Here is a 22610-nt window from a genome sequence, read left to right as displayed (position 1 = left end):
GGTTTGTGTAGTTGGGCAGAATGAAGCGCAACCATAGAAAGACCGCCGATCAGGTGGGAAAAGGATGGGAATGGAAGTTCGAGTCGCCGGTGTGCGTAAAGAATTTGCTCGCTTTCCGGCGTTACACGAAGTGTCGCTGGATATTCAATCGAGCGAGTTGATCGCACTGTTGGGTCCATCTGGATCTGGCAAAACAACCTTGCTTCGCCTTATTGCCGGGCTTGAAAGCCCAACGGAAGGCGCCATTTTCTTTGGCGAGGAAGACGCATCTCAAAAGAGCGTTCAAGAGCGCAATGTTGGCTTTGTCTTTCAGCATTATGCCTTGTTTCGTCATATGACAGTGGCTGAGAATATCGGTTTTGGCCTAAAAGTTCGACCAAGCAAAACCCGGCCTACCGCTACAGAAATTCGACGCCGCGCCATTGAGCTTCTGGAACTGGTTCAGTTGAAAGGTCTTGAAAACCGTTATCCCTCGCAATTGTCCGGCGGCCAGCGCCAGCGCGTAGCTTTGGCCCGTGCCATGGCCATTGAGCCGAAAGTGCTGCTATTAGACGAACCATTTGGCGCGCTTGATGCGCAAGTACGCAAAGAACTCCGCCGCTGGTTGCGCGATATTCATGATAGAACCGGCCATACAACGGTTTTCGTTACGCATGATCAAGACGAGGCGCTAGAACTTGCGGATCGGGTTGTAGTGATGAGCCAGGGCCGGATCGAACAGATTGGCAGGCCTGACGAAGTTTATGATGCGCCTAATTCGCCTTTCGTCTACAGCTTCATTGGCGAATCCAGCAAACTCCCGGTTCATTTGGAAGGCGGAGAAATTTGGCATTCAGACCGGATGGTTGGATTGAGCGCGCCTGAAATTTCCGACGGGCCGGCGCTTCTCTATTTTCGTCCGCATGAGGTTGAGCTTCTGGAAGGTTGTGGCGGCTGCATAGCCGGAACTGTGATTGCCAGCCGACGTTCCGGAGGAAAACGGCGTGTTGAACTTGAAATTGGCGGAGCGTGTGACCGTATCGAAATCGAAATTCCCGCCAACCATCCGGCAGCTGAAAAAACTCGAATCGCATTCCGTCCCCGCTATTGGAAAATTTTCCCGCAGGAAGCCGACTAGCTGAATAAAAGGCTTAATCGATAAAGTTATCAAAGAGGAGACAGAAGCGGGCTGGCTTGTGGTGCATCCACATCGCCGCCATTAAGCGGTAGTTGCATCAAAATAGTATTTAGCCAGCGCCCATGCTTATAGCCTGAAGCGCGAATAGACCCGCAATGGGTAAAGCCGAGGCTCTCATGCAGTTTGACCGAGCCAATATTGCCGTCGCCATCGCCGATAACTGCAAGCATCTGCCGAAATCCCAGCGCTTCTGTTCGCAGCACCAATTCCTGGAGCAGACTTTTCCCCACGCCTTTGCCTTTGGCGTCGGGCGACACATAGATCGAGTCTTCCGCAAGCCAATTATAGGCCGCTCTGTTGCGGAAATGGCTGGCATAAGCATAGCCGAGCACAATGCCATTTTCCTCAGCTATCAAAATAGGAAAACCTTGTTTCACAATTCTTTCGAAGCGAGTTTTCATCTCGTCACGCGAAGGTGGCTCAATCTCATAAGTACCGGCACCATAAAGAACTGCATGGGCATAGATTGCGGTAACCGCATCTATGTCGGGCGACGAGAATTTGCGAATAAGGGGCATGTGAAACCGGGCTGGGGGTTAATATTGGTAGATGCAGAATGCATCAGAAACTGACCGCATAAAAGCAAAAAGGGCAGCAAATGCTGCCCTATTCAACCCATGTTTTATTCGCTTATTCGCGGTTGCCCATAAATTGCAGCAAGAACATGAACATGTTGATGAAGTCGAGATAGAGACGCAGCGCGCCCATCACAACCTTACGGCCGTGGGTTTCTGAACCATCGCCTTCGTAATACATTTCCTTGATCGACTGCGTGTCATAAGCGGTCAGACCAGCAAAAATCAGGACACCAATGACCGAGATTGCAAATTGCAAAGCGGTTGAGCCGAGGAAAATGTTAACGACCGAGGCGATGATGAGGCCGAAAAGACCCATAATCAGGAATGAGCCCATCGCCGAAAGATCGCGCTTGGTTGTGTAACCATAAAGCGAGAGCGCACCGAAGGAAGCGGCGGTCACAAAGAAAGTGCGAACGATGCTCTGGCCGGTGAAAACCAAGAAAATCGACGACAGCGAAAGACCTACAAGCGCTGCATAGCCCCAGAATACTGCATTGGCCGTCGCAACCGAAAGACGCTCAATACGGAAGCTGAGGAAGAATACCGCTGCCAAAGGCGCAAGCATAACAACCCAGCGAAGCGGGGAAGTGTAAAGCGCTGCACCCAGTGCGGTGATCATTTTACCATTTGGAAGCTGAGCAACGGCAGCGGATGGGTCCGTGGTCGTTGCGAGTGCGGCAACAGCAAAAGCAGCCAGACCGGTAACGGCCAGGCCGATTGCCATCATGTTGTAGACGCCCAGCATATAGCTGCGCAGACCCTGATCAATGTCAGCGCCAACGCGGGCACCGCCAACGGTCCTCTGGGCCTGAATGTTACGATAGTCAGCCATGACTTAAATTCCTCTTGCGTTGTCCCGTCGGGTGTCGGGGCGCTTTTTCATTGTTTGTCGTGCTCATCTCCGAAAAACTAGGTAATTTGAAACACAACTTCAAGCCGCCACCAGGCGCCGCTGGCGGGACCCCAGCATGCCTAGCGATATTATGGGGATTTTACCGCTTATACACAAGTAGTTCTTGCGAAAAATCGCCATGATATGCGTCGAAATTTGAAAGCCATTCTCTATGACTTCCAATAGGTTAACAAAGCCGCTGCTAAATATTACAGCTACTTTATACTGTTCGTAGAACCGTTGCAGGCTTTTGACCGAGCACGCGCCAAGTCCCCGCCAGCCCGAATCCAACCGTCAGAATCAGAGCGATGAATACGGTCATGATGGCAATATCGGGCAAAAACTGCGCTTTAAGCTTCATCACTTCAACGACCACATACCATCCAGCAATACCGCCCGCCACCAGTGCAAAAATCGAGGTGGCTAGGCCCAGCAACATATATTCCGTCACATAGGCTAATATAAGAGTGCGTCGGGTGGCGCCCAGCGTCTTAAGGACAACTGCGTCATGGACTCGCGCACGATTGCCAGCCGCCAGCGCTCCTCCCAATACCAGCACTGACGCAGCGAGGGCGATGGCAGAAGCTGCCCGAATCGCCGTTGCAAGCTGGCTGATCAGATCATTGGCGACATCCAAAGCATCGGTCACACTCACAGTGGTCACTGCTGGCCAGGTTTTGGTCACTTGTCGCAAAACCTCGGGTGCAAGAGCTTTCTGATCTTCCGGTATCGTCAATGTCGCAAGCCATGTTGCTGGCGCACCTGCAAAAGTGTTGGGCGAAAATACCATGACAAAATTCATCGCCAAAGTTTCCCACTGCACTTGCCGGAAACTGGCGATCTTCGCCGAGATATTGCGGCCCAGCACATTGATCGTCACAGTGTCACCCAGTTGCAGGCCAAGCTCTTTACCTTCCCGTTCAGCAAAGGAAACCAGCGGCTCTCCATCGTAATTTTCTGGCCACCATTTCCCTTCACCCAAGGTGGAGTTTTCGGGCAATTGCTCAGCAAAGGTAAGACCGCGATCACCCCGCAGCACCCAGGCAGCTTCAGGCGGGATCTTCATGTCCCGGACATTTTGCCCGTTAAGCTCAATGATACGCCCTCGGAGCATCGGACCCGATGTTAGCTTTCCGTCAGGCACAATGTTGCTGAGCAGGTCTTTAAAATCTCCGATATCATTGTTCTGAATATCGACGAAAAAGAAATCAGGCGCTTGCGCAGGAATATTTTCAGAAACCTGTCGGCGTAAATTTCCATCGATAAGCGCAATAGCAACCATCAAAGTCAGGCCAAGCCCGAGAGACAGAACAACGGAAGGCGTCAACGCACCCGGTCGGTGGATATTGCCGATTGCAAGCCGTAGCGCTGTTGATCGCACACGCGGTGCATGTCTTGCGAGCCAGCGTATGCCGTCCGCCACAAGGCGCAATATTCCGAAAGCAGCCACGGTAGAGATCAGAAAAATCGCAGCGATCCGCCGATCATAAGCCACATATAGTGCAAGGCCCGCCAGAGCAGCGATCAATAATAGAGAACAAGCAAGATAGAGAAATGGCGGCAAACCGCGCTGATCAAAGCCCTGTTCACGGAATAAGGCGGTAGCCGGGATATTGCGAGCGCGGCCTAGTGGAATGATGGCGAAAGCGAGTGTAGTCATTACGCCAAAAATAGCTGCGAGCCCCAGCGCTTTTGGATAAAATCCGCCGCCGGCTGCCACAGGCAGATAATCTGCAAGAATTGCTGCGGCGAGATAGGGCATCGCAGCCGCAAAGATAAGCCCCAGAATTATTCCGATAAAGCCGATCACCAATATCTGAACGAGATAGACCAGCACTGCAAAGCCAGCTGGTGCGCCAAGCGATTTGAATGTGGCTATGACGCCGCGCTTAGCTTCAAGATAGGCGCGCACAGCATTGGCCACCCCAACACCGCCAACAATAAGAGCAGTTAAACCGACGAGTGTTAGAAACTGTGAGAAACGTTCAATATTTGCGCTCAGTGCGGGCGCTGCATTGCCGCGTGAGCGAATATTCCACCCAGAACTGGGGAAATCCGCTGCCGCCTGCTGGCGCACAGCGGCAATCGCCGAATCCGGAGCTCCATCGGGCAGCCGGACCTTATAAATATGATCAACAAGGCTTCCCGGCTGGATCAATCCGGAAGCGCGCAATCCATCCAGCGAAACCAGAAAGCGCGGTGCAAAATTAAAACCTGATGATAGAAGGTCTGGCTCAGACTGAATTACGGTGCGTAATTCAAAAGTTTCGGATCCAAGCAGAACTTTCGTACCGAGTGGCACGCCCATGCGGTCTAGAAAACCTTGCGACACCGCAGCGCCATAAACTCCGCCTTTTTCAGCAGTGATTTCCTTGAGCGCCATTGGCGGCTCAACCTTGAGATCACCATAGAGCGGATAGGCCTGATCGACTGCTTTTACCTCAACAAGTGATTGATCAGAACCATCGGGAAGCCTTGCCATTGAACGCATAGTAGCCGTTTCAGCGATAGGCCCGAGACCTTCGATAAAAGCGCGTTCTGGCTCACTCACCTCTCGCTGATTAAGGGCAAAGCTTATATCCCCGCCAAGAATAGTCTGGCCTTCGGATGCAATCCCGGCGCTTACAGAATGCGCGACGGAGTTGACGCCGCCGATTGCCGCGACCCCCAGAGCGATACAGGCCAGGAAAATATAAAAGCCTGAAAGCCCGCCGCGCATTTCGCACAGGGCAAAGCGCAATGCCAGCAAAATAGAACGCGCTGACCTCATAGGCCGACCGCCAGATTTTTCGGAAACGCTGCATTATGCGCCGGATCTTCGATTAAACCATTGCGCACTGGAATTTCACGATCACAGCGCGCGGCAAGCAAGGGATCGTGGGTAACAAGCACCATGGTGAGGCCGTTTTCCCGCTGTTTGGCAAATAATAGATCAGCAATCTGGCGGCCTGTTGCCGTGTCGAGATTACCGGTCGGCTCATCGGCAATCAGGATCTTAGGAGATGGTGCAAGCGCACGTGCGATGGCCACGCGTTGCTGCTCCCCGCCCGAAAGTTCCGACGGGTAATGGGTGAGACGTTCGCCAAGCCCTACGGCTTCTAATTCACGCTGAGCTATCTCAAAAGCATCCTTGCGACCTGCAAGCTCAAGCGGCACGGCGACATTTTCAAGCGCAGTCATATTGGGAATCAGATGGAAAGACTGAAAAACGATGCCAATATTGGCACCCCGAAAAGCTGCCGCTTGATCTTCGCTCATGGCGCTAATCGTCTCGCCTGCAATTTTCACAGTGCCACTATCGACCTTTTCAAGTCCCGCCAGCACCATGAGCAGCGTCGATTTGCCAGAGCCTGACGGACCGACCACGCCCACCGATTGCCCCTTGGCGATTTCAAGAGAAATATTTTTGAGAACATGGACCGAAGAGGCAGCATGTCCAAGGGTCAGATCAATGTTTTCGAGAATGATAATCGGTGCGCTCGCCTGTTCCGTCACGCGTATTTCTTCCTATATGAATATTAGAACCAGAGCACGCCACAAATTTGGACTTGTTTTGCGCCGATTATTACAGAGAAGTTCTTGCGCGGCTTGTCCGCAGTTTCTCAAATATGGGTCATTGATGATGCGTTTCAAACACTCAAATCCCGTCCTGACCTTTTCGCGCCACTTTATTGTGGGTTTTTGCGCATTAATTCTCGCTGTCGCTGCGGCCAAGGCGGAAGAGCCGACAGGGCTTGGAGACGCACTTCCAACAGAACAACTCTCGCAGATCAAGATTGTCGGTTTCGGCGATAGTTTAATGGCTGGCTACCTCTTGCCTGGCAATGCCGGATTTCCACAACAGCTTGAAACAGCCCTGCACGAAAAGGGATTTAATGTCACCGTGGAGAATGCAGGAGTTTCGGGGGACACGACAACGGGCGGATTGTCACGCATTGACTGGTCGGTTCCAGATGGGACCGATCTGGTTATTCTCGAACTTGGAGCCAATGACGCATTACGTGGCATCTCGCCCGAGATTACTGAGAAAAATCTCGATACTATGATCACCCGATTAAAAGAGCGCGATATCGACATCATCCTTGCCGGAATGCTGGCTCCGCCCAATATGGGAGAGGATTATGCTGATAAGTTTAACCCTATCTATCCCCGGCTTGCTCAAAAGCACCAAATAGCACTCTATCCGTTTTTCCTCGACGGAGTGGCTACGCAGAAGGATTTTTTACTAGAGGACGGAATGCACCCCAACGAAAAAGGCGTGGGGATGATAGTAAGCAAGTTTTTACCTCTGATCGAAAAAACGCTGGATGCACTGCAAAAGACGGGGACATCCAACGGGTAATTTGCAGCGGAGGCATTATCAGCTTGCTCCCAAGCGCAATCAATGATTCGCTGGATATGTTAAAACCATTCGAGGAGGATGCTCATGCCGCGTCTCTTTACTGCCCTCGAAATCCCGCGCGACGCCGCGCTTTCGCTCTCATTGCTAAGAGGCGGACTTCCGGGCGCACGCTGGATTGATGTTGAGAATTACCATCTCACACTGCGTTTTATAGGAGATGTAGAAGGACATATTGCTGACGAGATCGCCCATGCTTTGGATCGTGTCAAACGGCCCGAATTCATGCTCAGCCTCGCAGGTGTGGATGCATTTGGCACAAAAAAGCCGCACAGCATCTATGCTGGTGTATCCGCTTCGCCTGATCTGATTGCTCTACAGGCAGAAATTGAGCGGATTTGCCAACGTTTGGGGCTCCCAGCCGATCCGCGCAAATTTACACCGCATGTGACTTTGGCCCGATTGAAAAGCAATGTACGAATCGACGATGTCGCTCGCTATCTTTCGGGAAGGGGCAATTTTACAACGCTTCCGTTTAAGGTTGGCCGCTTTGTGCTCATGTCTTCGCGCGAATCTACGGGCGGAGGGCCCTATGTCGTAGAGGAAGCCTGGCCGCTTGTCTCTTCAATGCGCCAGAATTGGTCAGCAAGCGATCTCGAAGCTGCCAGAACCATACGATAAACCTGCTCGAAATCCCCGATATCTCCATAATATGGATCGGGGATTTCAATTGCGTTTCCTTGGGCTATTTCAGTGAAAAGCCCGGTGGTCGCACTAAACTGAGCCGGGGCGCGTTCAGCAATCATGCGCATATTATAATGATCCATGCCCAAAATGAGATCAAAGCGATTGAAATCTGCTGCTGTTAATTGGCGGCAGCGTTGAGCAGAAATATCAAGATTATTCTTGGCGGCCACACGGATGGAACGGCGGTCTGGCGCTTCGCCCGTATGATAATTATTCGTTCCGGCCGAATCGATCAAGACGTGATCAATCCTGCGTTGTTTGAGAACTTCGGCCATCACACCTTCCGCCAGCGGCGAACGACAAATATTACCGGCACAAACAAATAGAATACTGGTCGGGGCTGATAGGGTCACGGAACTCTTGCACCTGTGCTATATTATTAAGACTTGCGGGATTATTAAGACTTGCGGGCTGCTCGCCTGCAAGATCAAGAATCTTTGAAACTAAGCATAGGCAAATTACCATGCAGCGCAATCGGCTGAATGATGACGAGTTAAAGCAAGCGCTTGCGAGCTTGGAAGGCTGGCAGAAAATTCCAGATCGCGAGGCTATTTCGAAAAGCTTCAAGTTCAAAAATTTCAGCGAAGCCTTTGGCTTTATGACGCGTGTAGCGCTTTATGCTGAGAAGATTGACCACCATCCGGAATGGTTCAATGTTTATAATCGCGTGGATGTGACGCTCGCAACCCATAGCGAAAATGGCATTACCGAACTTGATATTAAACTCGCCCAAAAGATGAACTCACTGACAAGCTGAAAGCAGAACTTGCGAAAAGTTCCATCTCTCACCATCTTTAACCTTGAGGGCGGGAGATTCACGCCATAGGAGATAAGCAGATATGGATAGCGTCAAAATTGATGAAATCCTCGATCCGGGTGATGATCGCCAATATCGCAAGCGCAGTGAGAAAGTAAAACGGGGGTTCTGGAAAACGGTGCGTCGTGCCGGACGGGCGGTGCCATTTATGCCAGAAGTCGTTGCCGCCTATTATTGTGCGCTTGATCAGAATACGCCAACGCGCGTGCGGATGACGTTGATGGCGGCTCTTGCTTATTTTGTGTTACCGCTTGATTTCGTGCCGGATATTCTCGCCGGAATAGGTTTCACCGATGATATCGCCGTTCTCATGGCCGCCCTAACTGCGGTAAAAACACATATTACCCCTGCGCATCGGATTGCAGCCCAGCAAGCTCTCGCCAAAGATGATGTCTAATTGCCTGCATAATGTGGGCTATTGGTGAAAATTGAGTACTGCTAGCGGTGCTTATGTTTTAATGACAAACTGTTGCCGCTTTCTTTTGGATCAAATCAATTATGGAATCGTGGGGCAAGCAGCTTTTCGTTTGAGTTTTCTTATAAAACTTCACCGTTTAGTAACCTCAATCAAGGCAGATTACGGTTAACTGAATGGGACGACGCGTGCAGCGACGATATCCCGCCGTTGGAAATGATGGGCGTCACCCAAGGTCGCGCACCATTTCCGTGCACTGTTTTCATGAGACCAAAAGGTTTTTGAGAGCAGTGATTTCAAGTTTGAAGCAAACGAAAGAGAACCGGTAAGAACAATGCTTGGAAAATCGATCGTCGCGGCTTCTGTGTTCATGATTGGTATGGCGGGTCAGGCACTCGCCCAGACCCCGAGCCAGATCAGCCAGTTCAATGCCTGGGGTGCCTATAGCTACCAGTCGGGCAATGGCAAGGTCTGCTACGTCCTTTCCGTTCCTACAGAAAAAGCACCAACTAATGTCGATCATGGTGACAATTTCTTCCTCGTAAGTCAGAAGCCGGGGCAAAATATCAGCTTTGAGCCGCAATTTATGGCCGGCTATGATCTAAACCCGAATAGCAAAGTTACCGTTACCATTGGCAATCGTAACTTCACTATGTTCGTCAATGGTAAGTCTGGCTGGATGGAAAATGCAGCGGAAGAGCCCCAGCTTATCGCTGCGATGCGTGGCGGAGCTGAGATGAAGGTTCAGGCACAATCAAGACGCGGAACCAAAACCAGCTATACCTATTCATTGAAAGGTATCACGGCTGCACTTAACGCTATTCAAAAGTGCAATTGATCTAGCCCAATTCACAAACATTAAGTCGGGCAATTGCCCGGCTTTTTGCATAGAAGCAAGCGTGAGCCAAAATATCGGTTCACGCGTGCTATTTCTGTTTCATATCAAATACGCATAGCTGCCAGCTAAAGAGCAGGATGACGGCAGCTTAATTCTATGTTAAGAAGCTGCGCAAATGGCTCGATTGAGCTTGGCTGCGCTTTATGCAATCGACAGATTATTGGCGCTGATTGCAACACCCAGATAATAGTGAAATTATGTCTATTTCGTTCGACCTTACCATCGATGACACGCGCGATCAGCTTGCCCAATATGTGCGCGCCAATCGTGAACAAAAGCCGTCGCTCATCGGCATGTCGCGCGAGGAGATCAAGCAAAGCTTAATTGAGCTGGGCGTGGCACCGCGTCAGGTGAAAATGCGCATCAGCCAGCTATGGCATTGGCTCTATGTTCGCGGAGTGTCAGACTTTGACGATATGCGCAACATATCCAAGGATTTACGCGCTTTGCTGGCGCAGCATTTCACCATTGCACGCCCGGAAGTGGTTGAAGAACAAATTTCTCAGGATGGCACACGCAAATGGCTATTTCGTTTTCCGCCCCGTGGCGCGGGCCGTCCGGTCGAGATTGAAAGTGTTTATATTCCGGAAGAAGGTCGGGGCACGCTCTGCATCTCTTCTCAGGTGGGCTGCACCCTCACCTGCTCGTTTTGCCATACTGGAACGCAGAAGCTTGTGCGCAATTTGACAGCCGAAGAAATTCTGGCGCAGCTTTTAACAGCGCGCGATCGGCTTGGTGATTTTCCTGCCTCGGACACGCCCGATGGTGCGATTGTCCCGGCGGAAGGTCGCAAGATTACCAATATTGTAATGATGGGCATGGGGGAGCCACTCTATAATTTTGAGGAAGTGAAGAAAGCTCTTTTGATCGCTTCCGATGGTGATGGCCTGTCACTTTCCAAGCGCCGTATCACGCTTTCAACATCTGGCGTCGTGCCTGAAATCTATCGTACTGGTGAAGAAATCGGCGTGATGCTGGCTATTTCTCTGCATGCGGTTCGTGATGAGCTGCGCGATATTTTGGTGCCTATCAATAAGAAATATCCGCTGGAACAGCTCCTCAAAGCCTGTCGCGAATATCCGGGCCTGTCGAACGCCAAACGCATTACGTTTGAATATGTGATGCTGAAAGATATTAACGACAGTCTGGAAGACGCCAAGCAATTGGTGAAGTTGTTGCGCGGTATTCCGGCTAAGATCAATCTTATCCCGTTTAACCCCTGGCCTGGCACCAATTACCAGTGCTCGGATTGGGAGCAGATTGAGCGTTTTGCCGATTACATTAACGCCGCCGGTTATGCTTCACCTATTCGCACACCGCGCGGGCGGGATATTCTGGCGGCCTGTGGGCAATTGAAGTCAGAATCTGAGCGTATGCGCAAGAGTGATCGCCTCGCACTTGAAGCTATGATGATCGCAGGCCACGGCGAGTGACCGATATATTTGATTATATTATGCGGTTCGTCGCGATCCTGTTTGGCTATTGCGCAGCAGTATTGGCGGCGGGCTGGTTCTGGGCAGCTATTCTTTTTCGAAGCGTCGGTTTTGATGCACTGATTTATGATTTTGGCATGATGGCCAACCTTCATGATGCAAGCGGTTTTATGGCGGCGACGGGTTTCTGGTCGAGCGTATTTATCGGCGGTTTCGTGCTGGCCACTATTGCTGGCAGCGCCAGTGTCATCCCGGCCGCTCTCGTCATTTTGATTGCAGAAGTGCGTTTCTATCGCTCATCGCTATTTTATTGCCTCGCAGGGCTGGCGATTGCGCTTGCTGGCCTTGGCACCAGTGCGTTTTTTAGCTCTTCTGAGAGCACATATCTGGAAGTAAACATGTCTGCTGCAATTATCGGTGCTGGTATTGTGGGCGGGTTTGTTTACTGGCTGATCGCAGGCAGGAATGCTGGCCGGTTTTTAAACAGCGCTGAATCCTGGAATCACTTTGCCTGCGCCGTGATAATCCTCAATGCGAAGGCTGAGAAAATACCTGCAAAAAGCCAATCCACAATTCTCGTTATTTTCGGATTCTTTTTCAAAAGTCCGGCGAACTTATCCGCTGCCAAGATCATTGGAATAGTGAAGGGCAGCGATAGCGGAATGAAGGAAAGTCCCAGAAAAAACAATTTGCCGACCGCATGCGGATCATGGGCGGAAACGAATTGTGGCAAGAAGGTCATGTTAAACAGGATGATCTTCGGATTTAACAGATTAATGCCCAATCCTGTGGCCCAATTTTGAAAAATCGTATTTTTCTTAAGCCCGTTCATTTCCGGTGAGAAGGCCGATCCGTGGCGTATGGCCTGCACGGCAAGCCAGACAAGATAAACCGCACCCACAACTTTAAGAACGGTGAAGGCTGCGGGCGACGCCACTATCAGTGCAGAAAGGCCCAGCGCGACCATCGTTGTATGAATGATGATCCCGGTGCTTGCGCCAGCCATGCAGGCCAGACCTGCCAGACGACCCTGCGAGAGAGTGCGCCCGACAAAAAGCGTCATGTCGGGACCCGGGGTTATTGAGAGAACAAAAGTCGCAATCGCAAACTGGGCAAACACCTGCCAGCTCGGGATAAAGTTCAGTTCAGATATAAACGACATGGAGCACCCCCAAAATTTGCCGGAAGGTAACGCGAAACGCGTTTGAGTTCATCTGATTTTTTTATCTTTTTAATTGGATTGCACCATCTGGCTTGCGCATGGGTATGCAACTGATAAAAGACTTCCAACATGCCAATCTCGGGCCAAATTCTCGAAGCCCCATTGCATCAGACGGAAGTTGATTATGAGCAAGCTTAAAGACGTCAAAAAAGTCGTTCTGGCCTATTCGGGAGGCCTTGATACCTCGATCATTCTGAAATGGCTTCAGACGGAACTAGGGGCGGAAGTGGTGACCTTTACCGCCGACCTTGGTCAGGGCGAGGAATTGGAACCGGCCCGCAAGAAAGCTGAAATGCTGGGCATCAAGGAAATCTTCGTTGAAGATGTGCGCGAAGAATTCGTACGGGATTTTGTCTTTCCGATGTTTCGCGCCAATGCGGTTTATGAAGGCGTTTATCTGCTTGGCACTTCGATTGCCCGTCCGCTAATCTCCAAACATCTGATCGAAATCGCCGAAAAGACGGGTGCGGATGCGATTGCACATGGCGCGACCGGTAAGGGCAATGATCAGGTTCGGTTCGAGCTTTCGGCCTATGCGCTCAATCCGGATATCAAGATCATCGCTCCTTGGCGCGACTGGTCGTTCAAGAGCCGTACCCATCTGCTTGAATTTGCTGAACAGCACCAGATCCCGGTTGCAAAAGATAAACTTGGCGAAGCGCCCTTCTCTGTTGACGCTAATCTGCTGCACTCATCATCGGAAGGAAAAGTGCTGGAAGATCCTGCGGTAGAGGCACCAGAATATGTGCATATGCGCACGATTTCGCCTGAAGCTGCCCCTGACAAGCCAACGATCATCAAAATCGGCTTTGAACGCGGTGATGCTGTCTCTATCAATGGCGAGCGCTTGTCGCCTGCAACTTTGCTTGCCAAGCTCAATGATTATGGTCGCGATAATGGTATTGGCCGTCTCGATCTCGTTGAAAACCGCTTTGTTGGTATGAAGTCCCGCGGCGTTTATGAAACGCCCGGCGGCACGATTCTGCTTACAGCTCACCGCGCTATTGAATCGATCACGCTGGATCGCGGTGCGGCTCACCTCAAAGATGAGCTGATGCCTCGTTATGCGGAACTCATCTATTATGGCTTCTGGTTCTCGCCAGAGCGTGAAATGCTGCAGGCAGCGATTGACCATAGTCAGCGCCATGTTGAAGGTGAAGTCACCCTCAAGCTCTATAAGGGCAATGTAATGGTGATCGGACGCGAATCGGAAAAGTCGCTCTATTCTGACAAGCTGGTTACTTTTGAAGATGATCAGGGCGCTTACGACCAGAAGGATGCAGCAGGCTTTATCAAGCTCAACGCGCTGCGTCTGCGCACTCTGGCTGCACGCGATCGTCGTTAATTTTACAGACGAGTAAAAGAGAAACGCTCTCTTCACAAGAGGGGAGCGTTTTATTTTGCCTATATTATTCAAATAAGTGTGCAGCCGATGCTATGCAAATGAACCTGTTTCAATCTTTCCATCCCGCTCATAAATGCTCATTATGACGCCGCTAGGAGAAGTTTTCATCCGCTGTAATTTAAACCGCGTCGGGTTACTGCTTTTATCAAACAGCCGCTTACCAACGCCTAATATTACCGGATAAGTCAGCAACCTTAATTGATCCACCAGACCATGAGCAAAAAGCTGATGCACCAATTCGCTACTACCTTGCACCATTAAATCTTTGCCATCGGCATTTTTTAACTCTTGCAAGCGTTTGACAATATCGCTGCCCAGCGGTTCGCTATTTTCCCAATTAAGACTTTCAGGGCGATGCGTTGCCACATATTTGGTGGCTTGATTGAACTGATCCGCTATCAGCATATTTTCTTCATTGTAGTTTTCTGCTTGTGGATCCGTTTCAACCAAAGGCCAGTGAGCGGCAAAAATATCATAAGTTTTGCGGCCCAAAAGCAGATCGAATGGACTGCTGAATGTCTCCTCCATCGCCTCGGCAAGGGCATCATCCCAATAAGGAAACGTCCAGCCACCAAAGGAAAATCCGCCGGATGTATCTTCTTCTGGCCCTCCCGGTGCCTGCATAACGCCATCGAGGCTAATAAAAGCACTCACGATAATATATCTCATATTCCGTCCCCTTATTTTAGCTTTCTACTATATACCACGCGCAGGGATTGAGCGTGAAACTCTTTCTGATGAGCCAAAGCATTACATGGTGAGTAGACTCCGCTTGACTCTTCTCAGACTCGATTCAATACTAGAACAAATAGCGAACAGTTGAGAGAGATTCTAACGTGAGCGGCATCGACATCGCGGCGTTGCGGCGCATGGTTTTGGCCATTGAAAGCAACACCCAGCAAAGAAATTTTATAGACGATAATGGTTTGAATAATTCTGAAACTGCGCATCGTTTTACACTCGGACATGAGTTAGCGGATGCGGCTTTTCCGTATGGGCTTGCCGGAAATGCTCTGCACGAAGTTGTTGCGGAAAATCCCGGGGCACCTATGGCGGCCACTGGTTTTGCACTGGGGCTAGCGTGGCGTTCGGCAAAAGCTGAGCGCCCTTTCATCTGGATTGAGGAAGAACAAGCCGCTGATGAATATGGTCGTCTCTACCCACCCGGGCTTCATGCTTTTGGGCTTGATCCGGCGAGGTTTTTGTTCGTGCGCTGCCCCGGAGCGCAGGATGTGTTGAAGGCGGCTAACGATGCGTTGGAAGCCAATCATGGGGGAAAGGGTGCTCACACTGTTTCCAGTATCGTGATCGCTCTTTCGGGTCGGCCAAAATGCCTTGATTTGACAGTATCACGTCGGCTGCTTTTGGCGGCGGGAACAGCACAGACGCCGATCATCCTTCTGCGTAGCCATCGCAGTTCAATGCAAAGTGCTGCGGTCAGCCGATGGCGCATTGCACCCGCACCCTCCTATTCAAGTGGCGCTGGCGCTCCCGGAAAGCCTGCATTTAATGCCGTATTGGAACGAAACCGCCATGGCATGTGTGGCCAATGGATCATGGAATGGAACAATGAAGAACTTTCCTTTGGCATCTCAGAGAGAAAAAGGGAAACGTCTATTCCTCGCACTGTGGTTCCCCTTTCTGCCCACGGACCGCTTACGCCGCGCCGCTCTGCCTGACACTAAGCCGGAGCTGCCGCTTGTCGTGACCGATCGCATCGCCAATGCTTTGCGATTAAGCGCGGTGGACGCAAAAGCCGCAAAGCTCGGTCTTTTTCCTGGCATGGCTCTGACAGATGCCCGCGCCCGGGTGGAAGGTTTGGAAGTGGTGGCGGCAGAAGTCGAGCTTGATGCTGCCCTTCTCAACCGACTTGCCCATTGGTGTGAGCGCTATACGCCGCTGGTCGCCTTGGATCTGCCCTATGGATTAATACTGGATATAACCGGCTGCGCTCATCTTTTTGGTGGGGTGCACGCCATGGGCGCCGATGTGATCGAGCGGTTCGAAAAAGCGGGGCTTACCACCAAAGCTGCGGTGAGTGAGAATGCGTTTGCCGCCCGGCTTCTTGCTCGCAATACCAAAGGCGGGGTTTTCAGCAAGGAAAAAACCGTCGCGGTTTTGCCTCGATTACCGATCACTGCGTTGGAACTTGTTCCCGCTACCGAAACGGGTTTGAAGCGCGCAGGACTTAAAACCATTGGTGATGTGATGGCGCTGCCTCGGGCAGCCCTTACTGCCCGCTTCGGGCCTGATCTTGCCACCAAATTAGACCGTCTCTTTGCAAATGAACACGCTCCAATTTCGCCTCTGCGCATGATTGTGCCTTTGAGCTGCGAACGCAGGCTTTCCGAACCGCTTGCTACAATGGAATTAGTAGAAGTGATTTTGCAGGAACTGGCTAACGATCTCTTTGAACAACTCGCAATAAAAGGAAAAGGCGCAACCCTTATTGAGGCTTCATTTTTCCGCGTTGATGGTGAGGTTCGCCATATTCACATCGAAACCGGCCAAGCTTTGCGTGATACATCTATCTTTCTTCGCCTTGTGCGCGAAAGATTGAACGCGCTTACCGATCCACTTGATGCTGGTTTTGGTTTTGACCTGATCCGGCTTGCCGCCCTGCGCAGCGCGCCTATTGTTCAGCGTCAGACTGGTCTTGATCAACATGAAGAAGATGAAACTGGTTTGAGCCAGCTTATTGACCGGCTTTCCGCTCGCCTAGGCCCCCATCGGGTGCTGATCTCTTTCCCGCGTGATACCCATGTGCCGGAGCGGGCTTTTTTCATGCGCCCTGCCCTTCATGCGTCCCAAACAAGTGAAACCGGGTATGACACTCTGCCCTACCTTATGCCATGTCTTCCGGGTGATCCCCCTGCACGACCGATCAAATTGTTTCATCCGCCCCAGCCCATAGAGGCTACGGCTGAAATTCCGGATAATCCGCCCGGATTTTTCCAGTGGCGACGGGTCCGCCATCAAGTGCGCCTTGCAGAAGGGCCAGAACGGATCGAGGAGGAATGGTGGCTTTCCATTGGAAAAGCACCGCGTCCTTTGCGGGATTATTATCGGGTTGAAGATGAAAATGGCCAGCGTTTCTGGATTTTTCGGGAAGGCTCCTATGGAGACCAAATTCAGCCACGCTGGTTTCTGCATGGGCTGTTTGCATAATGGCTGATTATTATGAAATGGCTGTGACCAGTAATTTTTCCTTCCTTTGCGGTGCATCCCACCCACAGGAGCTGGTATTGCGGGCGCAGGAATTGGGCCTTTCGGGCATCGGTATTGCAGATCGAAATACACTTGCAGGTGTGGTGCGTGCGCATTCAGCTTGGAAGGAATTCCGAGACATATGCAATTTTCGGCTCTTTATCGGATGTCGCCTTTCCTTCATCGATGACACGCCAGATATGCTTGTCTATCCTCGCGATCGCACGGCCTATGGCCAACTTTCTCGCCTGTTAACGGAAGGGAAAAGACGCGCTGATCTTAAAGGCGAATGCCATTTAATCTGGACTGATATTCTTTTTCGGGCTCGACAATTTCAAATTGCCGTCTTTCCACCCGAAGATGAGCAAGCTGATTTTCCAGCACGATTGGCCAAAATTGCGCAGGCAGCTCCCGGTTGCGTATGGCTGGCTTTAACCATGCCGCATCAAGGTCAGGATGGACGTCGCGCCGAGCGCATTGCTCAGCTTGCAGCACAAGCGGGCGTGCCGCTTCTGGCCACCAATGACGTGCTTTATCATCATCCAGAAAGACGAGCATTACAGGATGTTCTGACCGCTACCCGGCATCATACTACAGTTTTTACAGCTGGTCGTTTGCTTGAGAAAAATGCTGAGCGCCATCTCAAACCACCTCAAGAAATGCTACGCCTTTACCGGAATTATCCGGAGGCCGTAAATGCCACAGTGGATTTCACCGCACCTATCAACTTCACTCTTGATGAGCTGAGTTATGCTTATCCGGATGAACCCGTCCCTGCGGGCAAAACAGCCCAACAACATCTCCACGATCTCACCTGGCAAGGTGCTGCTCGGCTTTATGGTGCGGATACGATACCGGACAAGGTAAAACTTCTGATTAATAAGGAGCTGGCGCTTATCGAGAAGCTTGGCTATGCGCCCTATTTTTTGACAGTTTATGATATTGTAGCCTTTGCCCGCTCCAAAAATATTCTTTGCCAGGGACGGGGTTCAGCTGCAAATTCGGTCGTCTGCTTCTGCCTGGGAATAACCGGTGTAAGCCCGATAGAGATCGATCTTTTGTTCGAGCGTTTTGTCTCAGAGGAACGAAAAGAGCCGCCGGATATTGACGTCGATTTTGAACATGAGCGACGTGAAGAGGTCATGCAATATATTTATCAGCGCTATTCAACGGATCGCGCTGCCATTGTTGCAACCGTCATCAGCTATCGATCTCGCAGCGCTGTGCGTGATGTCGGCAAGGCGCTTGGACTTACAGAAGATGTAACAGCCGCGCTGGCAAATACAGTCTGGGGTCTTTCCAGTGGCGGCATCGACAAGCAACATATCAGACAAGCGGGGCTCGATCCGGATAATCCGCTTATTCACCGCACGGTGGAACTTGCTCATATGTTGATCGGATTTCCTCGACATCTTTCGCAGCATGTCGGCGGTTTCGTGCTGACGCAGGACCGGCTGGACGAGACAGTTCCTATTGGTCCGGCAGCCATGAAAGACCGCTATTTTATTGAATGGGATAAGGATGACATTGACACACTGGGGCTGATGAAAGTCGATGTGCTTTCGCTGGGTATGCTTACTTGCATTCGCAAGGCGTTCGATCTTATTCACCGGCATAATCCAGAGGTAAATGATGGTAAAAAACTGACGCTCGCCGATCTGCCTCGCAACGATAAGGCGGTCTATGACATGCTTTGCAAAGGCGATTCTCTGGGGGTATTTCAGGTGGAAAGCCGAGCGCAGATGAATATGCTTCCGCGCATCAAGCCGCGTGTATTTTATGATCTTGTTATCGAGGTTGCGATTGTTCGTCCTGGTCCTATCCAGGGTGATATGGTGCATCCTTATCTACGCCGGCGAAACAATCAGGAGCCGACCCACTATCCCTCCCCTTCACCGGAATTTGGTCCTCCTGACGAGCTACGTAATATTCTAATAAAAACCAAAGGAGTACCGCTGTTTCAGGAACAAGCCATGCGAATTGCTATTGAAGCGGCGAAATTCACGCCCGATGAAGCCAATCAATTGCGGCGCGCCATGGCAACTTTTCGCAAAGTTGGAACCATCCATAAAATGCAAACAAAAATGATCGAAGGCATGGTGCGGCGTGGTTATGATAGGGCATTTGCGGAAAATTGCTTCAACCAGATCAAAGGCTTTGGCGAATATGGTTTCCCTGAAAGCCATGCGGCAAGTTTTGCATTATTGGTTTATGTGTCCGCTTGGATCAAATGCCATCATCCAGAAATCTTTGCGGCTGCTTTGCTCAATTCTCAGCCTATGGGGTTTTATGCCCCGGCTCAGATTGTGCGGGATGCGCGCGAACATGGCGTGAAAGTTCTCCCCATAGACGTTAATTTCAGCCAATGGGACAATGTTTTAGAGAAAACTAACGATATTCGCCCGGCACTGCGGCTTGGTTTTCGCCAGATCGATGGCTTTCTTGAAAAACATGCCAAACTTTTGATTGCGGAACGCCAAAATCCCTATCGGAGCATTGAAGATATGCACCGCCGGGTGCGGCTTGATCGACGTAGTTACACGCTTTTGGCTGATTCCGATGCATTTGGCTCACTTGGCATAGATCGGCGCGCTGCTCTATGGGCTGTTCGTCGCCTGCCTAATGATGAGATCTTGCCGCTTTTCCGTGCCGCTGCAATAAGTGAATTAGCGAAAGAGCCACATACAAAGCTTCCCGAAATGGCGGCTTCCGAGCATGTGATCGCAGATTATGAAACGACGCGGCTTTCGCTTAAAGGTCATCCTTTGCAATATATGCGCGAGGAACTTGCCGCAGAAGGGGTTTTCACCTGTCGCGATGCGCAGGAAGCCTCTGACGGACGGCGTGTTAAAGTGGCAGGGATTGTGACTGTTCGCCAGCGCCCAGGCAGCGCCAAGGGCGTGGTCTTTATCACTATGGAAGACGAAACTGGCATTGTTAATATTGTCGTATGGCCAAAAATTATGAAAAGGCTTCGTCGTGAAGTGATGGGGGCAACGCTGATCCTTGTCGAGGGACGGATTCAGCGGAGCCCGGAAGGGATTGTGCATCTTGTTGCGAATAAAATAGAAGATCGGTCCATCGCATTAAGCCAAATCGGAGGCAAGGCGGCACCGCAGCTACAGGCTCCTTCGCAAATGGCCCATCATCCGCGCAATCTACGCATAATGCCCAAATCTCGCGATTTTCATTAGGGCCGATTTTAATGAAAACCGAGGCAGGTTTAAAAAGCCTCCCTGCATTGCCGAAGCTTTTCGCGTGACCAGCGGGCCAAACTAATTTGCAATACTTACGAAAAACACTGCGCAATAATGGAGCGCTGCGCCCACTACCACAAAGCCATGCCAGATTGCATTTTGGAAGCGCAGGCGCTCCCAAATATGAAAGATCACACCTAATGAATAGACCACGCCACCTGCCGCAATCAGCCAGAAAACTGACAGTGGCAAAGACTGCACCATGGCATCATAGACCCAAATACCGCTCCAGCCCAATGCCAGATAAAGCAGAATGGAAAGCCGGTCGAAACGACCGGGAAAAAGAAGCTTAAGGGCAATACCAAATGCCGCCACGCTCCAAACGAAAGTCAATAAGGGCAAGGCACGCTCGCCCATATGGATGGCGAAGGGCGTATAGGTGCCCGCGATCAACAAATAGATGGCCGAATGATCAAAACGGCGCAAAAACCATTTGGTTGGTGAGACCGGCCACACATTGTAAATGGCCGAAATAACAAGCGCTATCAGCAAACTGGCCAGATAAATGCTTGATGAAACCGATATTGCTGGCGCAACATTTGGCAACAAATAAAGGAGCATGGAAATTGCACCAATAATGGCCAGCACCACGCCCAATAGGTGGATGATACCATCCGCCCAAAGTTCAGCCCGGTCATATTTCCATTCAATTGAATAGGACAATCTCACATCCATTCCGCAAAACGCGAAAGCACGCCATCATCGGACGTGCTCCGTACAATCTAAGAACGCTATCAGATTAGCACGGCTTTACAGCAGCAAGATGACCAGTTTCCGTGATGCAGCTTTAGTTCTCAGCGGATGTCAACGAAGCCTGTATGGGAGCGGTTGCAGGTGTCGGCACCGCCGATATTTTGCCGGCTGATGATGTAGCAGCCGCTTGCTTTGCCGCCTGTCTTCTAAAGCTACCATCTAAACCAGTTTCTCTGAGTAGCCCTTTGCGCTTTGCATCATAATAATAGCCTCTTGCATAGAGGCGAACCGCTTGGCTCTCATTGCCATCCGCCACCTTATAGGCTCCGGCTAAATATCTTACAGCATATTTCAGATTGGTCTCAGCATCGAGCAAACCATGTGCTGGCCCGCTATAGCCCATGCCGCGCGCCGTAGGATGGCTGATCTGCATCAAGCCCCAGTAAGGCCCATTGCGTGCTGCCGGATTGAAGCGGCTTTCGCGGTGTACAACGCGGCGCACCAGACGCTCTGGCACTTCATAGACGGTCGAATATTTGCTGATAAGGCCATCAAGATCGGCAGGCGCGTGAGCGGGAGTTTCAAAAGCGACATTTGAAGCCAAGGAACTCGGCGACGCGGCCGCCTGCGCATCAGCAAAAGCTAGCATTGCCTGTGGTTCGCTTCGCGTTCCCGGCACCGGTCCGTTTTGCGGCAGCGCTGGGGTATCGAGCGCAGCTAAATTCTTATCCTCACCTAGCCTCTCGCCGTTCTCGCTTACAGAATCCGGTGAAACGGATTTATCGCTGTTTCTTTCAGAATTTGAGGAGGTGGCTGAGCTGGAAAGCAAGGAAGTTTTCGCCCCCTCGCCCGCCGTAGTGCAGGCGCTTAATGCCATAATGCAGCCAAGCGTTAAAAAATTTCTTCGTAAAGCGATAAATATAGAGGATTGAAACGTAAGTCGCATAATCGAACCGGATTTAAGTATCAAAATCTTGCTCGATGCGTTTTTCGAGCTCAACCAAATCTTGCGGCACTGGCATACCGGTTGCTCTGAGAAGCCGCAGTTTTTCGCGAATAGTTTCACGTATCTCGTGAACGTCTTGTGGCTGATTAACCATCTGCTCGAAAAGCAGTCCGATCTCCGCCTTGATCTCCTCGAATGCCATGAGCACCTCTTGGTTTTTACCGCACGGTTTGCCTCGATCAAGCCAATACCAGTTCTTTAGTGAACTACCATCTACCACGTAAATCCAGATCAACGGAAGCCCTCATAGGGGGCTGAGCGTTAAAATCAATATTTCAAAGCGTTACATGCGGCTCATCTGAATTATATTACCGGCGGCAGCAAAAATCATAACTTATTGATATGATTTAATAAACTCACCGCTTCCAAATCGACGCCACTATCAGCTTCAAAAAGATAGATGCTCATGACTACCAGCGCGCAAGCCAGCAGTACCGCGAGAATTGTTAATATCAATAAAGGGCGGCCAAGAGAGGATTTGGCTTCGCGGACCTTTGAGCAAGATTCAGTCATGTTTAATCATC

Annotated in this window: 22 protein-coding genes and 1 pseudogene; 12 read left to right on the top strand and 11 right to left on the bottom strand. The window is 50.9% G+C overall.

Annotated elements, in window-relative coordinates; translation table 11 throughout:
* The first annotated feature begins 70 nt into the window (after window positions 1-70).
* Window positions 71-1117, top strand: a complete 1047-nt coding sequence (locus C7374_RS01605) for a sulfate/molybdate ABC transporter ATP-binding protein (protein WP_111573854.1) — start codon at window positions 71-73, stop codon at window positions 1115-1117.
* A gap of 29 nt (window positions 1118-1146) precedes the next feature.
* On the opposite strand, the gene C7374_RS01600 is transcribed toward C7374_RS01605, so the two are convergent.
* The 4 genes from C7374_RS01600 to C7374_RS01585 form a co-directional block, all read right to left on the bottom strand.
* Window positions 1147-1695: a GNAT family N-acetyltransferase gene (locus C7374_RS01600; protein WP_111573853.1), complete on the bottom strand. Its 549-nt coding sequence runs from the start codon at window positions 1693-1695 to the stop codon at window positions 1147-1149.
* A gap of 112 nt (window positions 1696-1807) precedes the next feature.
* On the bottom strand, window positions 1808-2587 hold the full coding sequence (locus C7374_RS01595; RefSeq protein WP_111573852.1) for a Bax inhibitor-1/YccA family protein: 780 nt from the start codon (window positions 2585-2587) through the stop codon (window positions 1808-1810).
* A gap of 280 nt (window positions 2588-2867) precedes the next feature.
* Window positions 2868-5417 carry an ABC transporter permease gene (locus tag C7374_RS01590; protein WP_111573851.1) on the bottom strand — a complete coding sequence of 850 codons (2550 nt, stop codon included), beginning with the start codon at window positions 5415-5417 and terminating at the stop codon, window positions 2868-2870.
* A complete protein-coding gene (locus C7374_RS01585) occupies window positions 5414-6142 on the bottom strand; it encodes an ABC transporter ATP-binding protein (RefSeq protein ID WP_111573850.1) in 729 nt (242 codons plus the stop codon). The genes C7374_RS01590 and C7374_RS01585 overlap by 4 nt, the downstream gene beginning before the upstream one ends.
* Window positions 6143-6266: 124 nt before the next feature.
* On the opposite strand from C7374_RS01585, the gene C7374_RS01580 reads away from it, so the two are divergent.
* Both C7374_RS01580 and thpR read left to right on the top strand, forming a co-directional pair.
* The gene (locus tag C7374_RS01580) at window positions 6267-6989 is read left to right on the top strand and encodes an arylesterase (protein WP_374849882.1); all 723 of its coding nucleotides are present in this window, start codon (window positions 6267-6269) and stop codon (window positions 6987-6989) included.
* A gap of 84 nt (window positions 6990-7073) precedes the next feature.
* A complete protein-coding gene (gene thpR, locus C7374_RS01575) occupies window positions 7074-7667 on the top strand; it encodes an RNA 2',3'-cyclic phosphodiesterase (RefSeq protein ID WP_111573849.1) in 594 nt (197 codons plus the stop codon).
* Here thpR and C7374_RS01570 read toward each other — a convergent pair.
* Window positions 7577-8086: a low molecular weight protein-tyrosine-phosphatase gene (locus tag C7374_RS01570; protein ID WP_111573848.1), complete on the bottom strand. Its 510-nt coding sequence runs from the start codon at window positions 8084-8086 to the stop codon at window positions 7577-7579. The two genes, thpR and C7374_RS01570, sit on opposite strands and share 91 nt — an antisense overlap.
* A 104-nt stretch (window positions 8087-8190) precedes the next feature.
* Between C7374_RS01570 and C7374_RS01565 the strand changes: the two genes are divergently transcribed.
* The 5 genes and pseudogenes from C7374_RS01565 to C7374_RS16335 form a co-directional block, all read left to right on the top strand.
* Complete coding sequence (locus tag C7374_RS01565; protein WP_280968778.1) at window positions 8191-8490, top strand: 4a-hydroxytetrahydrobiopterin dehydratase; 300 nt, start codon at window positions 8191-8193, stop codon at window positions 8488-8490.
* A gap of 82 nt (window positions 8491-8572) precedes the next feature.
* On the top strand, window positions 8573-8947 hold the full coding sequence (locus tag C7374_RS01560) for a YkvA family protein (RefSeq protein WP_111573846.1): 375 nt from the start codon (window positions 8573-8575) through the stop codon (window positions 8945-8947).
* Between the two features lie 352 nt (window positions 8948-9299).
* Entirely contained in the window at window positions 9300-9803 is a 504-nt protein-coding gene (locus C7374_RS01555) for an invasion associated locus B family protein (RefSeq protein ID WP_111573845.1), read from the top strand.
* A gap of 257 nt (window positions 9804-10060) precedes the next feature.
* The gene (rlmN, locus tag C7374_RS01550; RefSeq protein WP_111573844.1) at window positions 10061-11296 is read left to right on the top strand and encodes a dual-specificity RNA methyltransferase RlmN; all 1236 of its coding nucleotides are present in this window, start codon (window positions 10061-10063) and stop codon (window positions 11294-11296) included.
* Window positions 11293-11781: pseudogene (locus tag C7374_RS16335) on the top strand (hypothetical protein); the annotation flags it as partial. The gene rlmN and the pseudogene C7374_RS16335, both read left to right, overlap by 4 nt.
* Before the next feature lie 17 nt (window positions 11782-11798).
* Here C7374_RS16335 and C7374_RS01540 read toward each other — a convergent pair.
* The gene (locus C7374_RS01540) at window positions 11799-12458 is read right to left on the bottom strand and encodes a LysE family translocator (protein ID WP_111573843.1); all 660 of its coding nucleotides are present in this window, start codon (window positions 12456-12458) and stop codon (window positions 11799-11801) included.
* Window positions 12459-12642: 184 nt separating this feature from the next.
* Here C7374_RS01540 and C7374_RS01535 point away from each other — a divergent pair, with 184 nt between their 5' ends.
* Window positions 12643-13863, top strand: a complete 1221-nt coding sequence (locus C7374_RS01535) for an argininosuccinate synthase (RefSeq protein WP_111573842.1) — start codon at window positions 12643-12645, stop codon at window positions 13861-13863.
* Between the two features lie 90 nt (window positions 13864-13953).
* Here C7374_RS01535 and C7374_RS01530 read toward each other — a convergent pair whose 3' ends face one another.
* Complete coding sequence (locus C7374_RS01530; protein ID WP_111573841.1) at window positions 13954-14592, bottom strand: dihydrofolate reductase family protein; 639 nt, start codon at window positions 14590-14592, stop codon at window positions 13954-13956.
* A gap of 167 nt (window positions 14593-14759) precedes the next feature.
* Here C7374_RS01530 and C7374_RS01525 point away from each other — a divergent pair, with 167 nt between their 5' ends.
* From C7374_RS01525 to C7374_RS01515, 3 genes are read left to right on the top strand one after another with little or no spacing between them, the layout of a single operon-like run.
* Window positions 14760-15602 (top strand): ImuA family protein, encoded by an 843-nt coding sequence (locus tag C7374_RS01525; protein WP_111573840.1) that lies wholly within the window; start codon window positions 14760-14762, stop codon window positions 15600-15602.
* Window positions 15493-17091 (top strand): Y-family DNA polymerase, encoded by a 1599-nt coding sequence (locus C7374_RS01520; protein WP_111573839.1) that lies wholly within the window; start codon window positions 15493-15495, stop codon window positions 17089-17091. Before C7374_RS01525 ends, C7374_RS01520 begins: the two co-directional genes overlap by 110 nt.
* Window positions 17091-20324 carry an error-prone DNA polymerase gene (locus C7374_RS01515; RefSeq protein ID WP_111573838.1) on the top strand — a complete coding sequence of 1078 codons (3234 nt, stop codon included), beginning with the start codon at window positions 17091-17093 and terminating at the stop codon, window positions 20322-20324. The genes C7374_RS01520 and C7374_RS01515 overlap by 1 nt, the downstream gene beginning before the upstream one ends.
* An 81-nt stretch (window positions 20325-20405) precedes the next feature.
* On the opposite strand, the gene trhA is transcribed toward C7374_RS01515, so the two are convergent.
* The 4 genes from trhA to C7374_RS01495 form a co-directional block, all read right to left on the bottom strand.
* Complete coding sequence (gene trhA / locus C7374_RS01510; RefSeq protein ID WP_111573837.1) at window positions 20406-21062, bottom strand: PAQR family membrane homeostasis protein TrhA; 657 nt, start codon at window positions 21060-21062, stop codon at window positions 20406-20408.
* A 112-nt stretch (window positions 21063-21174) separates the two neighbouring features.
* Window positions 21175-22026 carry a lytic transglycosylase domain-containing protein gene (locus tag C7374_RS01505; RefSeq protein WP_111573836.1) on the bottom strand — a complete coding sequence of 284 codons (852 nt, stop codon included), beginning with the start codon at window positions 22024-22026 and terminating at the stop codon, window positions 21175-21177.
* Window positions 22027-22039: 13 nt separating this feature from the next.
* Window positions 22040-22228, bottom strand: a complete 189-nt coding sequence (locus C7374_RS01500) for a hypothetical protein (RefSeq protein WP_111573835.1) — start codon at window positions 22226-22228, stop codon at window positions 22040-22042.
* Between the two features lie 185 nt (window positions 22229-22413).
* The gene (locus C7374_RS01495) at window positions 22414-22599 is read right to left on the bottom strand and encodes a hypothetical protein (RefSeq protein WP_111573834.1); all 186 of its coding nucleotides are present in this window, start codon (window positions 22597-22599) and stop codon (window positions 22414-22416) included.
* Window positions 22600-22610 lie beyond the last annotated feature (11 nt).

The organism is Falsochrobactrum ovis, from assembly GCF_003259955.1.
Classification (GTDB): Bacteria; Pseudomonadota; Alphaproteobacteria; order Rhizobiales; family Rhizobiaceae; genus Brucella; species Brucella ovis_A.
Note: the sequence above shows the minus strand (reverse complement) of the source record. Positions and strands in the feature narration are given on the sequence as shown.

What these genes read in the sequence shown, in the direction of transcription:
- C7374_RS01605 (WP_111573854.1), top strand. Translation starts at nt 71, where the DNA reads ATGGAAGTTCGAGTCGCCGGTGTGCGTAAAGAATTTGCTCGCTTTCCG.
- C7374_RS01600 (WP_111573853.1), bottom strand. Translation starts at nt 1,695, where the DNA reads ATGCCCCTTATTCGCAAATTCTCGTCGCCCGACATAGATGCGGTTACC.
- C7374_RS01595 (WP_111573852.1), bottom strand. Translation starts at nt 2,587, where the DNA reads ATGGCTGACTATCGTAACATTCAGGCCCAGAGGACCGTTGGCGGTGCC.
- C7374_RS01590 (WP_111573851.1), bottom strand. Translation starts at nt 5,417, where the DNA reads ATGAGGTCAGCGCGTTCTATTTTGCTGGCATTGCGCTTTGCCCTGTGC.
- C7374_RS01580 (WP_374849882.1), top strand. Translation starts at nt 6,267, where the DNA reads ATGATGCGTTTCAAACACTCAAATCCCGTCCTGACCTTTTCGCGCCAC.
- thpR (WP_111573849.1), top strand. Translation starts at nt 7,074, where the DNA reads ATGCCGCGTCTCTTTACTGCCCTCGAAATCCCGCGCGACGCCGCGCTT.
- C7374_RS01560 (WP_111573846.1), top strand. Translation starts at nt 8,573, where the DNA reads ATGGATAGCGTCAAAATTGATGAAATCCTCGATCCGGGTGATGATCGC.
- C7374_RS01555 (WP_111573845.1), top strand. Translation starts at nt 9,300, where the DNA reads ATGCTTGGAAAATCGATCGTCGCGGCTTCTGTGTTCATGATTGGTATG.
- rlmN (WP_111573844.1), top strand. Translation starts at nt 10,061, where the DNA reads ATGTCTATTTCGTTCGACCTTACCATCGATGACACGCGCGATCAGCTT.
- C7374_RS01540 (WP_111573843.1), bottom strand. Translation starts at nt 12,458, where the DNA reads ATGTCGTTTATATCTGAACTGAACTTTATCCCGAGCTGGCAGGTGTTT.
- C7374_RS01535 (WP_111573842.1), top strand. Translation starts at nt 12,643, where the DNA reads ATGAGCAAGCTTAAAGACGTCAAAAAAGTCGTTCTGGCCTATTCGGGA.
- C7374_RS01530 (WP_111573841.1), bottom strand. Translation starts at nt 14,592, where the DNA reads ATGAGATATATTATCGTGAGTGCTTTTATTAGCCTCGATGGCGTTATG.
- C7374_RS01520 (WP_111573839.1), top strand. Translation starts at nt 15,493, where the DNA reads ATGAAGAACTTTCCTTTGGCATCTCAGAGAGAAAAAGGGAAACGTCTA.
- C7374_RS01515 (WP_111573838.1), top strand. Translation starts at nt 17,091, where the DNA reads ATGGCTGATTATTATGAAATGGCTGTGACCAGTAATTTTTCCTTCCTT.
- trhA (WP_111573837.1), bottom strand. Translation starts at nt 21,062, where the DNA reads ATGGATGTGAGATTGTCCTATTCAATTGAATGGAAATATGACCGGGCT.
- C7374_RS01505 (WP_111573836.1), bottom strand. Translation starts at nt 22,026, where the DNA reads ATGCGACTTACGTTTCAATCCTCTATATTTATCGCTTTACGAAGAAAT.
- C7374_RS01500 (WP_111573835.1), bottom strand. Translation starts at nt 22,228, where the DNA reads ATGGCATTCGAGGAGATCAAGGCGGAGATCGGACTGCTTTTCGAGCAG.
- C7374_RS01495 (WP_111573834.1), bottom strand. Translation starts at nt 22,599, where the DNA reads ATGACTGAATCTTGCTCAAAGGTCCGCGAAGCCAAATCCTCTCTTGGC.